At 49.8% G+C, this 14,407-nt stretch carries 13 protein-coding genes; 11 read left to right on the forward strand and 2 right to left on the reverse strand.

Annotation, left to right across the window (positions count from 1 at the left end):
* Positions 1-376 precede the first annotated feature (376 nt).
* Positions 377-1,582, reverse strand: coding sequence for a class I SAM-dependent rRNA methyltransferase (locus ACMP1L_RS01785; RefSeq protein WP_118732810.1), 1,206 nt, complete (start codon positions 1,580-1,582; stop codon positions 377-379).
* A 239-nt stretch (positions 1,583-1,821) separates the two neighbouring features.
* Here ACMP1L_RS01785 and ACMP1L_RS01790 point away from each other — a divergent pair, with 239 nt between their 5' ends.
* The 10 genes from ACMP1L_RS01790 (at position 1,822) to ACMP1L_RS01835 (ending at position 12,462) form a co-directional block, all read left to right on the forward strand.
* Complete coding sequence (locus ACMP1L_RS01790; protein ID WP_118533912.1) at positions 1,822-2,397, forward strand: TetR/AcrR family transcriptional regulator C-terminal domain-containing protein; 576 nt, start codon at positions 1,822-1,824, stop codon at positions 2,395-2,397.
* Positions 2,398-2,654: 257 nt separating this feature from the next.
* Positions 2,655-3,803, forward strand: a complete 1,149-nt coding sequence (fucO, locus tag ACMP1L_RS01795) for a lactaldehyde reductase (RefSeq protein WP_177303713.1) — start codon at positions 2,655-2,657, stop codon at positions 3,801-3,803.
* 193 nt (positions 3,804-3,996) lie between these two features.
* Positions 3,997-4,884 carry an Rpn family recombination-promoting nuclease/putative transposase gene (locus ACMP1L_RS01800; protein ID WP_418451835.1) on the forward strand — a complete coding sequence of 296 codons (888 nt, stop codon included), beginning with the start codon at positions 3,997-3,999 and terminating at the stop codon, positions 4,882-4,884.
* Positions 4,885-5,416: 532 nt separating this feature from the next.
* A complete protein-coding gene (locus ACMP1L_RS01805; RefSeq protein ID WP_418451836.1) occupies positions 5,417-7,084 on the forward strand; it encodes an ABC transporter substrate-binding protein in 1,668 nt (555 codons plus the stop codon).
* A gap of 120 nt (positions 7,085-7,204) precedes the next feature.
* Positions 7,205-8,128 (forward strand): ABC transporter permease, encoded by a 924-nt coding sequence (locus ACMP1L_RS01810; RefSeq protein ID WP_118533904.1) that lies wholly within the window; start codon positions 7,205-7,207, stop codon positions 8,126-8,128.
* A 91-nt stretch (positions 8,129-8,219) separates the two neighbouring features.
* A complete protein-coding gene (locus ACMP1L_RS01815) occupies positions 8,220-9,098 on the forward strand; it encodes an ABC transporter permease (RefSeq protein ID WP_475544504.1) in 879 nt (292 codons plus the stop codon).
* A gap of 12 nt (positions 9,099-9,110) precedes the next feature.
* Entirely contained in the window at positions 9,111-10,154 is a 1,044-nt protein-coding gene (locus ACMP1L_RS01820; protein ID WP_475544503.1) for an ABC transporter ATP-binding protein, read from the forward strand.
* Complete coding sequence (locus ACMP1L_RS01825) at positions 10,141-11,214, forward strand: ABC transporter ATP-binding protein (RefSeq protein ID WP_418451839.1); 1,074 nt, start codon at positions 10,141-10,143, stop codon at positions 11,212-11,214. Before ACMP1L_RS01820 ends, ACMP1L_RS01825 begins: the two co-directional genes overlap by 14 nt.
* Before the next feature lie 35 nt (positions 11,215-11,249).
* Positions 11,250-11,741, forward strand: a complete 492-nt coding sequence (locus tag ACMP1L_RS01830) for a GNAT family N-acetyltransferase (RefSeq protein WP_418451840.1) — start codon at positions 11,250-11,252, stop codon at positions 11,739-11,741.
* A 175-nt stretch (positions 11,742-11,916) separates the two neighbouring features.
* Complete coding sequence (locus ACMP1L_RS01835; protein ID WP_177303717.1) at positions 11,917-12,462, forward strand: beta-class carbonic anhydrase; 546 nt, start codon at positions 11,917-11,919, stop codon at positions 12,460-12,462.
* Position 12,463: 1 nt separating this feature from the next.
* On the opposite strand, the gene ACMP1L_RS01840 is transcribed toward ACMP1L_RS01835, so the two are convergent.
* A complete protein-coding gene (locus ACMP1L_RS01840) occupies positions 12,464-13,483 on the reverse strand; it encodes a PfkB family carbohydrate kinase (protein WP_418451841.1) in 1,020 nt (339 codons plus the stop codon).
* A 205-nt stretch (positions 13,484-13,688) separates the two neighbouring features.
* On the opposite strand from ACMP1L_RS01840, the gene ACMP1L_RS01845 reads away from it, so the two are divergent.
* Complete coding sequence (locus ACMP1L_RS01845; RefSeq protein ID WP_118732802.1) at positions 13,689-14,273, forward strand: HD domain-containing protein; 585 nt, start codon at positions 13,689-13,691, stop codon at positions 14,271-14,273.
* Positions 14,274-14,407 lie beyond the last annotated feature (134 nt).

The following is a 14,407-nucleotide window of genomic DNA, read 5'->3' on the forward strand; positions in this document are numbered from 1 at the left end:
GTGAAAGAGACCGCCTTCCTACTATTTTCACATATCGTTGTTTGCTTGCTCTCGCTAACACGCGTTCGCCTGTGTCGGATTAACATCCGCCACATTCGGACGTGTGTGCTCAAGATGCAAACACCTGATATGCTGAAAATCACGGAAAGCGGTCTCATTCACTTCCTGCTGTATTGGCTCTGCTACGAAAATAAGAATGGCTGCGTTATTTATTATCCTGGCATAGTCAGTCAGTACAGCAGAAGTTCCGGGCACACCATACAGAATAAGCGGCACATTGGAATTTTCCTGCATTGCATATCAAGAACGCGCCAGTGACGCGTTTCTTGTATGGTGTGCCCGGAACTTCGAACTTTACGGATGATGATTTATATTGTTATTTCTCATCCACGACCTGGAAAATGTAGAATTTTAAATAATACGATGCCTGCTCGCCGCCGGTCCAGAGAATCGGATGGTCGGCTGCCTGGGTGCGGTATTCTACCTGGCGGAGGCGTTTGTGTACATTTGCAGCGGCCTCGCGGATGGTCTTGGTGAATAGCTCCGGGTCCATGAAGTGGGAGCAGGAGCAGGTGGCGAGATAGCCGCCGTCCTTTACCAGCTTCATGCCGCGCAGGTTGATCTCGCGGTAGCCCTTGACAGCGTTTTTGATAGAACTGCGGGATTTGGTGAAGGCCGGCGGATCCAGAATAACCACATCAAACTTTTCGCCCTTCTGTTCCAGCTCCGGAAGTAGATCAAAGACATCTGCGCACTGGAAGGTGACACGGTCAGACAGGCCGTTTAATTCAGCGTTCTCGCGGGCCTGAGCCACGCCCAGCTCGGACGCGTCCACACCAAGAACGGAAGCAGCTCCGGAAATTCCGGCATTCAGCGCGAAGGAGCCGGTGTGGGTGAAGCAGTCCAGAACCTTCTTACCCTTGCAGAGTCTCTGAATAGCAAGGCGGTTATACTTCTGGTCCAGGAAGAAGCCGGTCTTCTGGCCATCCTGCACATCTACCATATAGCGGACACCATTTTCAACGATTTCAACCTTGGTATCAAACGGTTCGCCGATGAAGCCTTTCACGCGCTCCATGCCCTCCTGCAGGCGGACCTTGGCGTCACTGCGCTCGTAAACGCCGCGGATGGAAATGCCATCCTCAGCCAGGACTTTCTTCAGCTTGTCCAGAATGACCGGCTTGAAACGGTCAATGCCCAGAGCCAGGGATTCGACTACCAGAACATCGGAAAACTTGTCGATGACGATACCCGGCAGGAAATCTGCCTCGCCGAAGATCAGGCGGCAGCTGGAAGTGTCTACGGTTGTTTTGCGGTACTCCCAGGCGTCACGGACACGCATCTCAATGAAAGTGTCATCGACCACGGTATCTTTTTTGCGGGTCATCATACGGACGGTGATTTTGGAGCGGGTGTTGATAAAGCCCTGGCCCATCGGATAGCCGTCAAAGTCAGAAACGAAAACCATATCACCGTTTTCGAACTCTCCCTCAATTTTGTCAATCTCGTTATCATAGATCCAGGCACCGCCGGCCTTCAAGGTGCGGCCTTCGCCTTTTTTTAAAATTACATTTGCGGACATGTATGTACTCCTTATTGTGAATAGGTTATTGCTTCGTGCATTTTTATTTCCCAAATATTGTAACATAAGCCGCGGAGGCTTACAACCGGGAAAAGAAAAAGCAGGATGTCAATGCGATTTGGTATGTGTTTTCCGGACGTATACGAAACCGTAACCGAAATTCGGGTAATCTGCTTGCTGTGGGACTGCGGTAATGATACAATATTGTAAGGAAATGTAAGGAGAAAGATAGCAGCATGATGGAACAGAAGACGACACAGGAAAAGCATGACCGTGCCAAATACAAGCTGGCGGCCTCCATCAAGGAGTGCATGAAGACCACCCCGGTGGACCGCATCACGGTGAAGGATATTGTGGAGGGCAGCGGCCTGACCCGCCAGACCTTTTACCGCAATTTCAAAGATAAATACGATCTCATCAACTGGTATTTTGACAAGCTGGTGCTGCAGTCCTTCGAGCAGATCGGCATGGGGAATACAGTAGGAGAGAGCCTGACCCAGAAGTTTGAGTTTATTTTAAATGAGAAGGCATTTTTTACCGAGGCTTTCCGGTCGGATGATTACAACTCTGTGAAGGAGCACGACTTTGAACTGATTCTGCAGTTTTACAAAGATCTCATTGCCAGAAAGACCAGCCGCCCGTTGGAGGAAGAGATGGAGTTTCTTCTGGAGATGTATTGCCGCGGGTCTGTGTATATGACAGAAAAATGGGTGCTTGGCGGGATGAAAGATACTCCGCGCCGCATGTCGGACAAGCTGGTGGAGGCAATGCCGCCGAAGCTGGAGAAAGTATTTTCAGAGCTGGAGCTTTTGTGAAAAAGCCGACGATTCTGCGAAACAGAGAAATTCCTGGGAAATTGAAAGATAGATAAAAATATACAATAAAAATTGTGAAAAACCAACAAATATAAGAAGAAAGTGACATAAGTGATACTTTGTCACTTTCTTTTTCTTGTTGCAGTTGTTAAAATAATATCAGCACGAAGCGGAAATGAGCTACAGAGTGCCGCTTAGAAGAGATGCAAACAGAAATTGAAAATCAAATGAGTATAGGCTCAAGGAGGATTTTTATCATGGCAAACAGAATCGTATTAAATGAAACTTCTTATCATGGCGCAGGCGCTATCAAAGAGATTGCAAATGAAGTAAAAGTCAGAGGCTTCGCAAAAGCTTTCGTATGTTCCGACCCGGATCTGATCAAATTTGGCGTAACCAAGAAGGTGACCGATGTCCTGGATGAGGCTGGTCTTGCTTATGAGATTTACTCCAATATCAAACCAAACCCGACCATCGAGAATGTACAGACCGGCGTTGCAGCATTTAAGGCATCCGGCGCTGACTATCTCATCGCCATCGGCGGCGGTTCTTCCATGGATACCGCAAAAGCCATCGGCATCATCATCAACAACCCGGAGTTTGAGGATGTAAGAAGCCTTGAGGGCGTAGCTCCGACCAAGAAACCGTGCGTACCGATCATCGCAGTTCCGACCACCGCAGGTACCGCAGCAGAGGTTACCATCAACTACGTTATCACCGATGTTGAGAAAAAACGTAAATTTGTATGTGTAGACACTCACGATATTCCGGTTGTCGCAGTCATCGACCCGGATATGATGTCCAGCATGCCGAAGGGCCTGACCGCTTCCACCGGTATGGATGCCCTGACCCATGCAATTGAGGGATATATTACCAAGGGCGCCTGGGAGATGACCGATATGTTCCACTTAAAAGCAATCGAGATCATTTCCAACTCCTTACGCGGTGCAGTTGCAAACACTCCGGAGGGCAGAGAAGGAATGGCTCTGGGCCAGTATGTAGCAGGCATGGGCTTCTCAAACGTAGGTCTTGGTATTGTTCATTCCATGGCACACTCCCTGGGTGCTGTTTATGATACTCCACACGGCGTAGCAAACGCAATCCTTCTTCCGACCATTATGGAGTACAACGCTCCGTGCACCGGTGACAAGTACAAATACATCGCAAAGGCTATGGGCGTTGAGGGTGTAGAAACCATGAGCCAGGAAGAGTACCGCAAGGCTGCTGTAGACGCTGTGAAGAAGCTGTCAGCAGATGTAGGTATCCCGGCAGACTTAAAGGCCATCGTAAAAGAAGAGGATCTGGATTTCCTGTCTGAGTCCGCATACGCAGACGCATGCCGTCCGGGTAACCCGAGAGATACTTCCGTAGAGGAGATCAAGGAGCTGTATAAGTCCTTAATGTAATAAAATCATGAGATAAAGATAGGGCCAGAGAAAATCGCTTTAGAAACGGTTTTCTCTGGCCGTTCTTATGAATCCTGCTTACCGCTGTGAATAATTCCCGGGCCGGGCGGGGCAGTACGATATTTTGTTGCAGACATACGGAAAATGTGATAACCTACATATATAGGATTCCTCTGTATTATGGAGGAAGTATATGAGTAAAAAAACACTGGAAGAACTGGTATTTCATGATGATTTTATGTTTGCAGCTGTCATGATGGATGCGGAGAATTGCCGCTGCTTTCTGGAACGTGTGTTGGAAATTGCAATTGAAAAGGTGGAAATCAACACAGAGCATAGTTTCTTTTTTAATCCGGAATGCAAAAGCATCCGCATGGATGTGTTTGCAAAAGATGTGAACCGAACACATTATGACATTGAAATGCAACTGGTAAAAAAAGACAGTCTGGAAAAGCGAAGCCGTTATTATCATAGCCAGATGGATGTGGAAATGCTGGAAAAAGGAAAGGGATACAGCGAGCTTCCTGATGCCTACGTCATTTTTGTATGCAACTTTGATCCGCTTGGTGAGAAAAAATGCCGTTATACCATTCGCAAATATTGCGAGGAAACCGGCAAGACATTTGCGGATGGTGTCTGCACGGTTTTTTTGAACACAAAAGGGGAAAATCGTGATGAAGTACCGAAAGAACTGGCAGCATTGCTTGATTTCGTAAAGGCAGATCTGGCTGGAATCGAAGCTGATTACGAAGACCCATTTGTAGAACAGCTTCAGAATTCTGTGCGTCGGATCAAAAAAAACCGAAAAATGGGGGAACGTTATATGATGTTTGAGCAGTATATGCAGGAATATGTCCAGGAACATGCAGACGAAATTCGTGAAGAAGCAAGAGCAGAAGGCTTGGAGCAGGGCATCGAGCAGGGCATTGAGCAGGGCATCGAGCAGGGCCGGGAAGAAACCGTAGCCAGATTGAACAAGCTGAATTCCTGTTTGTTATCAGCCAATCGCCTGTCTGATCTGCAGCGTGCGCTGCAGGATCCGGAGTATCAGAAACAATTACTTAAGGAATTTGGAATTTAGCAGCAAAACAAACCGTTTCATGCGGTTGGGTTCGTGTGTGAATTTCGGAAAAAGTCTGGCTCATATCTCAATGAGCCGCTTTGCCTGAATGGCGAAATCTATTTGTAGTACATATCTTATAATCAAGGTCATTTCGACCGAAATCAAAATAGATACAGGGGAATTCTATACCATAAAAAAGGGACAACCGGGAATTACTTGTTGCCCTGTAAAAAACATGATATAAAATGATAGATAGTTATGAAAAAGGAAACAAAGGGGATACCATGGAAGAATGGATGGAGAAGGAGCAGAGGATTCTGGATTTGTGGAAGTAGAAATGCAGGTCGCCCCTTTCAGGGCCTTTACCTCCTCTTCTCGAAATCTCTGCCTCATCCCTCGAAATGATATTGAAAATCCCCTTTCAATGTGGTATGATTTCCTCATTAGCGGACATTTTAAAACTCAGTGAACATGCAAATGCAATGGTGCATCCTTTCGGGGCAATGCACCATTTTCGGGTTTTAAATGGTTCCAGGTAAAGGAGGATATTATGAAAAAGAAGATCAGTCTTATGCTGGCGGCTGCTCTGACAGCAGGTCTGGCGCTGACCGGCTGCGGCGGCAGCAAAACTTCCGATACAACAGATAATACTGCAGGCGCTGAGAACGAGAGCACGGCCGAGGTAAAGGGTGTGGATGTGGATACCACCGGTTACCTGGTTGCGGCTCTGAACGCAGATATTCAGACTGCGGATGTGCAGAAAACTTCCAAGGACTACGAGGTGCCGTTTAATATTTTTGATCGTCTGGTAGATGTTGAGGTGGGCACGGACGGCAATTCCAAGATTGTCCCGAGTCTGGCCGAAAGCTGGGATATTTCCGATGACGGCCTGGAGTATACCTTCCATTTAAGACAGGGTGTGAAGTTCCACAATGGCAATGACTTTACAGCAGAGGATGTGACGTACACCTTCCACCGCATGCTGACCGTAGAAGGTGGCGTGAATACCGAGTTTATTGACCAGATCAAGGGCGCGGATGAGCTCCTGGCAGGCGAGACGGATACCCTGGAAGGTGTTGAGGTGGTAGATGACTACACCATCAAGGTTACCTTAAAGGAGCCGTTTGCAGGCTTCCTGGCAAGCATTTCTTCTCCGGGTGTTTCTATTTACGACAGCGAGGCCACCGAGGCAGCGGGCGATCAGTTCGGCATGGATCCGGCTGTGACGGTTGGTACCGGCCCGTTTGAGTTTTCGTCCTGGAGCTTCAACAACCAGCTGGTTCTGACACGCAATGAGGATTACTGGAAGGGAGCTTCCGGGCTTCCGGGTGTTGTCATCAAGATCATTCCGGATACCGAGACCCAGTCCATGATGTTTGAAAGCGGAGAACTTGACATTCTCGACCTGGATTATGCTGCAGATTCTGCAGACCGCTTCACCGAGACTTATCCGGATCAGATCGTACAGGGCCCGCGTGTGGGTATCGTGTACTTTACCATGAACTTTAATAAGGAGCCGTTCCAGGATGTCAGAGTCCGCAAGGCGGTTCAGATGTCGATTGACCGCCAGGCTATTCTGGATGCCCTTTACGGCGGCAGAGGCCAGGTGGAGCAGGGAATCTTCCCACACGGTCTTATCGGCTTTAATCCGGATCAGGAGGAAATCAAGTACGATCCGGAGGCTGCGAAGGCGCTGCTTGCCGAGGCCGGCTATGCAGATGGCTTTGATATGGAGATTGCGGCAGACAGTTCCGCATCCGATACCATGACCATGGCGCTGGAGATTGTCAGCGATCAGCTTGCCGAGGTTGGCATCCGCGCAGAAATCAAGAATTACGATGAATCTACCTGGTTAGAAACCAGAAAATCCGGTGAGCTTGGTTCCTTCATGTCTACCTGGTCCGCAGATTACAACGATCCGGATAACTTTATCTATACCTTCTTCGGCAATGAAGAGAAAACAAGGATCCGTTCCATTAACTATCCGGATACGGAGGTGATGGAGCGTGTAGCAAAAGCGCGTACCATTGTAAATGAGGATGAACGTCTTGCAGAGTACAAGGCGCTGGAAGAGAAGCTCATCCACGAGGACGCAGCCTGGGTGCCGATGTTCTCCAGACTCCATCTGTTTGCAGTGAGCAAGCGGGTACAAGGCTTCGCACCGTTGTGGAGCGGATTGAGCGATCAGCTTTTCTACAATATTTCTTTGAGCGAGTAAACGCATAAATGCTAAGGGAGTGTTGCACCCAGAGCTTTGGCAGTCACAGGCATATCGTGGTTTGCCGGGCCTGTCTTCGCGGCACTCTCTTTTCCTATGTAATGTAGAGGAGGATGAAGTGTGTTAAGAAAAGTACTGAAACGGATTCTGATCTCCATCCCGGTTCTGGTAGGCGTGGTGCTGCTGATCTTTATCATGTTGCGCATTGTTCCGGGTGATCCGGTTACCACCATGATGGGAGAGCATGTGAATCCGGCGGTGATCGAGAAAATCAGTAAGGAAATGGGGCTGGACAAGCCATTGTATGTGCAGTTTTTGCAGTATATTGCCCATGCGCTTCGGGGGGATTTCGGAACATCCTACCGGCTGAACCGGAATGTGACAAAGATTATTCTGGAGGCATTCCCGAACACGGTGAAATTGTCTCTGCTGGCGGCTGTAGTGGCCTGGATCATTGGTATTGTGGCAGGCATCATTGCGGCAGTGCGGCAGAATAAGCTGCTGGACCGCCTGTTTATGGGCGGCGCACTGATTGGTGTTTCCATGCCGGTATTCATGACAGCGCTGGTGCTGCAGTATCTGTTTGCGTTTAAGTTCAAATGGTTTCCGGTTTCCGGCTTTGATTCCTTTCGGGCCATGATTCTTCCGGCCATCGTGCTGGGCTGGAACTCTGCGGGAAGCATTGCCCGCATGACCCGTTCTAACCTGGTGGAGATTATGCAGAATGATTTTATCCGCACGGCACGGGCCAAGGGACTGCTGGAATCCGGTGTTATTGTGAAGCACGCACTGAAAAATGCCATGCTTCCGGTTGTCACCATGATGGCACTGCAGGTATCCAGCATGCTGTCCGGCGCGGTACTGACTGAGAGTGTGTTTGGTGTTCCGGGTATTGGCCGTCTGGCGGTGAACGCCATTGAGACAAGAGATATGCCGCTGTTACAGGGCACGGTTATTTTTACTACTATTCTGATCATTGTGGGCAATCTGGTGGCAGATCTGCTTTACAATGTACTGGATCCGAGAATCAGGGAGGGCGCGTAAGATGGAAGAAAAGAACATACAGAATCTGTCTGAAAACGACCAGACCGGATCGGACAGAAGTATGCAGCAGCATGACGCAAAAGCGAAATACATGCAGACGGATTTCAATGCGGAGATCGGCGAGGCAGACACCTGGCTGGACAAGGCAAAAACACTGGTGCGCCAGAATAAGCTGGCGGCCTTTTCCGCACTACTGATTATTTTCATGATTCTCATTGCAGTTTTTGCCCCTCTGGTGGCACCTTATGATCACTTACAGCAGAGTCTTTCGGACCGCCTGCAGCATCCAAGTGCGGCTCACTGGCTTGGAACCGACGAGCTGGGGCGTGATGTGCTCAGCCGTATCATTTTTGGCGCGCGCATTTCCCTGACCATCGGTCTGGTGCCGACTCTGATCTCCATGGCCATTGGTACAGTGCTTGGCATGTATGCCGATTTTTACGGCGGCAAGGTGGATTTCATCATCATGCGCCTGGCGGATGTGATGCTGGCATTCCCATCGCTGCTGCTGGCTATGGTTGTCATGTACACCATGGGCGGCGGCCTGATCAATATTTTTATTGCGTTAAGCCTGGTAAACTGGGCGGGAACCGCCCGCATTGTTCGTTCCCAGACCCTTTCTTTAAAGGAAAAAGAGTACGTGGAGGCAGCCCGCAGCATTGGTGTGAAAAAATGGGTCATCATGTTCCGGCACATTCTGCCGAACTGTATCCCGTCCCTGATCGTGCTGTTTACCTTAAATATCCCGTCAGCAATCTTATCGGAAGCATCCTTAAGCTTCCTGGGTGTCGGCGCGCAGCCGCCGAGTGCCAGCTGGGGCCTGATGGTGGTTCGCGGCAAGAAATATCTGTTCTCGGAACCCTGGCTTTCCATCGCGCCGAGTGTGGCCATCATGATCGTGGTCATGGCATTCAACTTCCTGGGGGATGGCCTCCGGGATGTGCTGGATCCGTACTTGAAAGAGCAGTAAAGGAGAGGAGAGATGAGCATGAGTGACTCGATCGTATTGGATATCCGTGATCTGAAATCCCACTTCTTTACCGCGAAGGGGGAAATTCCGGCGGTAGACGGTGTCAGTATTGAGGTTCCGGCCGGTAAGATCATTGGCATTGTAGGAGAGAGCGGCTGCGGCAAAAGCATGACCGCCATGTCTGTGATGGGACTGCTCCGTCATCCTGGCAGGATTGTCGGCGGCAGCATCACGCTGGACGGGCGTGATATCACCCATCTTTCTGCGCGGGAACTGGCGAAGGTGCGGGGAGACGAAATCTCCATGATCTTCCAGGAACCGATGACCTCCTTAAATCCGGTATATCCGGTGGGAAAACAGGTGCAGGAGGCAATCCTGCTCCACCAGAAGGTTTCCAAAGAAGAAGCAAAGCAGAGAGTGCTTGATATTTTCCGGGCGGTTGGAATCCCGGAGCCGGAGAAGCGTTATAAGAGCTATCCGCATCAGCTGTCCGGCGGTCTGCGCCAGAGAGTTATGATCGGCATGGCTATGGTGTGCCGCCCGAAGGTGATGATCGCGGATGAACCGACAACGGCTCTGGACGTGACCATTGAAGCGCAGATCCTTCAGCTGATGAAGAAGCTCTGTGAGGAGCAGGGGACTTCTATTATCCTGATCACCCACAATATGGGTGTGGTGGCGGAAATCTGCGATTATGTGTATGTCATGTATGCGGGCAAGGTGATGGAGCAGGCTGAGACCTTTGAGCTGTTTGACCATACCGCGCATCCGTATACCAAAGGACTGTTAAAGTCTATCCCGAAACTGGATGAGCAGCCGGAACGGCTCTACACCATCGAGGGCGTGGTGCCGAATCTTCTGCATCTGCCGAAGGGCTGCCGCTTCTGTACCCGGTGTGAATGTGCCACAGAGCGGTGCTTTGCGGAGATGCCGGAGCTCTATGAGACGGCAGAAGGGCATAGGGTACGGTGCTTTTTAAGTGAAAATGAGGGAAAACGTGAACAGAAAGCAGAGAAGCTTCAGGCAGAGGAGGTGACCGGTGATGACTGCAGATGAGAAAAACAGAGAAATGGCTGACAGTCTGCCACAGACAGCAGGAAGCAATGCAGACAGCCGGAAACTGAAATCCCAGACAGCCGGTGACCGCAAAGTTCTCCTTTGCACCGAGCATCTGGTAAAGGAATTCCCCATCGGCGGTACGAAGAAAAATCCACTGGTGGTACATGCTGTGTCCGATGTGAATCTGGAGATTTACGAGGGGGAGACCCTGGCCCTGGTAGGAGAGTCCGGCTGTGGCAAGAGCACCCTGGGCCGTGTGCTGATCCGTCTTCTGGATGCTACCTCCGGTAAGGTGGAATTTGAAGGCCAGGATATCACTGCCATGAAGGAGGCAGAATTTGCGAAGATCCGCAGACAGCTCCAGATCATTTTCCAGGATCCGTATGCTTCTTTAAATCCGCGTATGAGCGTGGCAAAGATTATCGCGGAGCCTCTTACCACGTATGGCTTGAAAGATAAAAAAGAACTGGAGGCGCGGGTGAAGGAGCTGATGAAGGAGGTTGGTATTCCGGAGGAGTTTTACAACCGGTATCCGCACCAGTTCTCTGGCGGACAGCGCCAGAGAATCGGTATTGCCCGGGCCATTGCCCTGAATCCGAAGCTGATCGTCTGCGATGAGCCGGTGTCAGCCCTGGATGTTTCCATTCAATCCCAGGTGTTAAACCTGTTAAAGGATTTACAGGAAGAATACAAGCTGACTTACCTGTTCATTTCCCATGACTTGAGCGTGGTGAAATTCATTGCGGACCGGGTATGCGTGATGTTTTTGGGCAGCGTCTGCGAGGTGGGAGCGACGAAGGAACTCTACGAGCATCCGCTGCACCCATACACCCGTTTTCTGATGAATGCCATTCCGAAGGCAGACCCGCATCTGCGGACCAAGGAAAAAGAACTGCTGACCGGCGAAATTCCGTCTCCGGTAAATCCGCCGTCCGGCTGTAAATTCCACACCAGATGCCCTTATGCACAGGAAATTTGTGGAAAAGAGCAGCCGCCATGCAGGACTTTTGGGGATAGAAAGGTGTTCTGTCATTTCCCGCTGGGAGAAAAAGAATAAGTGAGCTGCCTGTTTTCATAAGGAGGAGCTGCAATATGGCATTTGTATTTGAACATGTGAAAGCAAGCGAGGCAGAGGAGGTCCTGTCTCTCTACCGTTCCCTGGTGGGAACCCCGTTTTGTGCCTGGACAGCCGATTATCCGGCCTGCAGTGATGTGGAGTTTGACCTTTCCCGCAATGCACTGTTCTGTCTGCGGGATGAGGAAACCGGCGAAATAGCCGGAGTCATTTCCATCGATCAGGATCCGAAGGTGGAGGGCCTGAACTGCTGGACACCGGAATTACAGCCGGGGCGGGAGCTGTCCAGACTGGGCGTAAGGGAAGCGTATCAGAATCAGGGAATTGCCAGAAAGCTGATGGCAGGGGCCATGGAGGAGCTGCGGAGACAGGGATTTAAGAGTGTGCACATTCTGGTCGCTAAGGAAAATAAAAAGGCACTTGCATCCTATAAGGTTTTTGAATATAAAACAGTGGGAGCGTGTTTTCTGCACAAACATGATTACTGGTGTTACGAAAAGGCATTATAATGTAAAAAATACAAATTATAAAACTCACAGCGGATAAGGCCGCCAGCTGTTGGAGAAGGAATAAATAAAGTTTCCATAAACAATACACTGATCTACTGACAATAGAACAGAAATCTGTTATATTGATGGAGCAGATAAAAATTTTTTGAGACGCGCAGAAAGTGAGTGACAACACATGATAGATGAGATTATGGAATACAACCGGAAATTTGTAGAGAACAAGGGCTATGAGCCGTATCTGACCAGTAAATATCCGGATAAGAAACTCGCGATTTTAACCTGTATGGATACCCGCCTTTTAGAGCTTCTTCCGGCGGCTCTCGGCATTAAAAATGGAGACGCAAAGATTATCAAGAATGCCGGCGGTGTGATTGTGCATCCTTACGGCAGTGTGGTTCGAAGCCTTCTAGTTGGTATTCTGGAACTGGGGGTCGAAGAGGTTATGGTCATTGGCCATACCGACTGCGGCGTGCAGGGTATGGATGGAAGCGAGATGCTTGACATGCTGGTGGAGCGCGGCATTGACCAGCAGCACATTGATATTGTGCGCCACAGCGGTATTGATTTGGAGCGCTGGCTTGGCGGCTTTGAGTCCGTGGAATCTTCCGTTCACGAGACTGTGCGCCGCTTAAAGGAGCATCCGCTGATGCCAAAGGATGTGCGCATCAACGGATTTATCATGGATTCCGCAACCGGAGAACTGACCAGGGTAGAAGAGTAGGTTACCGGATTACATTTGTCTCGCCGGTTTTCATGATGCGGAGGATTTCGTCCTCGCTCACCAGATTGAAATCGTGCTGGATCATCAGCTTCATGACGCTGGCGGTGATGGAAAAGTCGATGAGCTTCTGCGGAGAAAACTGATGTACAAGACCGTGAATCAATGCTCCGGCGAAGGCATCTCCGGCTCCAACGGCTTCAAGGCTGTGTACGGTGTGGATGGGGCTTTCATAGAAGTGCCCGTCTTTTAAATAAATACCCATCCATTCACCATCTTCCGCAGTTTTTAAGTTGCGCAGGACACTGGCAACGGCGCTGCAGTTCGGGTAGAGTTCCTGGATTTTCTGCATGCCCTGGCGATACGTTTCAATCTGGTCGATGCCGTGCGCCATGTCGCCGTCAAAGGCGTGTATGCCAAGGGCTGCCTCAAAGTCCTCATCGTTGGCAATGCAGAGATCGACATACTGCATCAGTTCTTTCATGACGGACTGGGCTTTCTCACGGGACCACATTTTAGCCCGGTAATTTAAGTCGCAGATAACGGTGATGCCATGGGTGTGACAGTAGTTCAGCGCATTGGAAACGGCCTGCTCCACAGACGGACTGATAGCAGGAGTAACGCCGGAAAAGAAGAAAATATCGATGCCGGAGAGCAGGGCTTCCCAGTCAAATTCAGTTGCACTAGCTTTTGCCAGGGCACTTCCGGCCCGGTCGTAGAGAACGCTTGTTGGACGGATATCATTTCCCTTTTCAAAGTAATAAATGCCAAGGCGCGGGCCGCCCCGCAGGATACGGGAGGTATCTACACCGTAGCGGCGCAGCTCGTTAAATGCGGCATTGCCAACCGGATTGTCTGGCAGCTTGGTCAGAAAAGCGGCATCATCCCCGAGGGTGGAGAGGGAAACAGCCACGTTGGATTCCGCACCGCCATAGCTGGCTTCAAACCCGTTTGCCTGCACGATCCGCAGGTATTCCGGGGTTTTTAAACGGAGCATGATTTCTCCAAAGGTCAGTATTTTCATGAAAAGATCATCCTTTCAGATAGAATTTCCTGTGTTTGCTGTATGGTGTTTCTTCCTTGTATTATAACATGGATTCTGGGAGAAAAAAGAAATTTTTCTATCAGATTCTGCTGAAAGAGCGGGGAAAGTATGGTATGATGGTGAGCAAAAACAGCCGGGCAGAAGGACAAAGAGTAGCGCGCCTGGTAAAATCGGAGGAAATCATATGGACGAACGATTACAGAAACAGCTGGATTTTATCCTCGAGATCGATAAAGAAAAAAACATTTTCCGTCAGACCCACCTGAGTGGTCACGGACGCAACGAGAACGACGCGGAGCATGCCTGGCATATGGCTATCATGGCATATCTGCTGCAGGAGTATTCCAATGAGAAGATTGATGTGGCGCGGGTCATGCTTATGTGTCTGATTCATGATGTGGTGGAGATTGACGCGGGAGATACCTATGCCTACGATGCGGAGGGGTTAAAAACCCAGAAAGCGCGGGAAGAAGCGGCAAAAGAGCGGCTTTATTCCATGCTTCCGGAAGACCAGAAGGCTGATCTGACTGCAATCTTTGACGAATTCGAGGAACGAAAGACTCCGGAGGCAAAATTTGCGAGAGCACTCGATAATCTGCAGCCCCTGCTTTTAAACAACAGCAATGACGGTGGAGACTGGAGAAATCATGATGTGACTGCCGAGAAGGTATACGAAAGGCAGTCCCGTACGCGGGAAGGTTCGGAGAAGCTGTTTGAAGTAACAGACAAGATTCTGAAAGAGAATATCGCAAAAGGAAATCTGAAATAAAAATATTGAGACGGAACCACTAAAAGGTCCGAAGTTCCGGAAACCGCGTACAGAAACGCAGAAACGGTGGAATTTTGCGCTTTGTTCACTGCGCCGCCTATTGTCAGACCTGCGACCCAAACTCGCACGCGCTG

Source organism: Ventrimonas sp., assembly GCF_048380235.1.
In the GTDB taxonomy this organism is placed as follows: domain Bacteria; phylum Bacillota; class Clostridia; order Lachnospirales; family Lachnospiraceae; genus Brotaphodocola.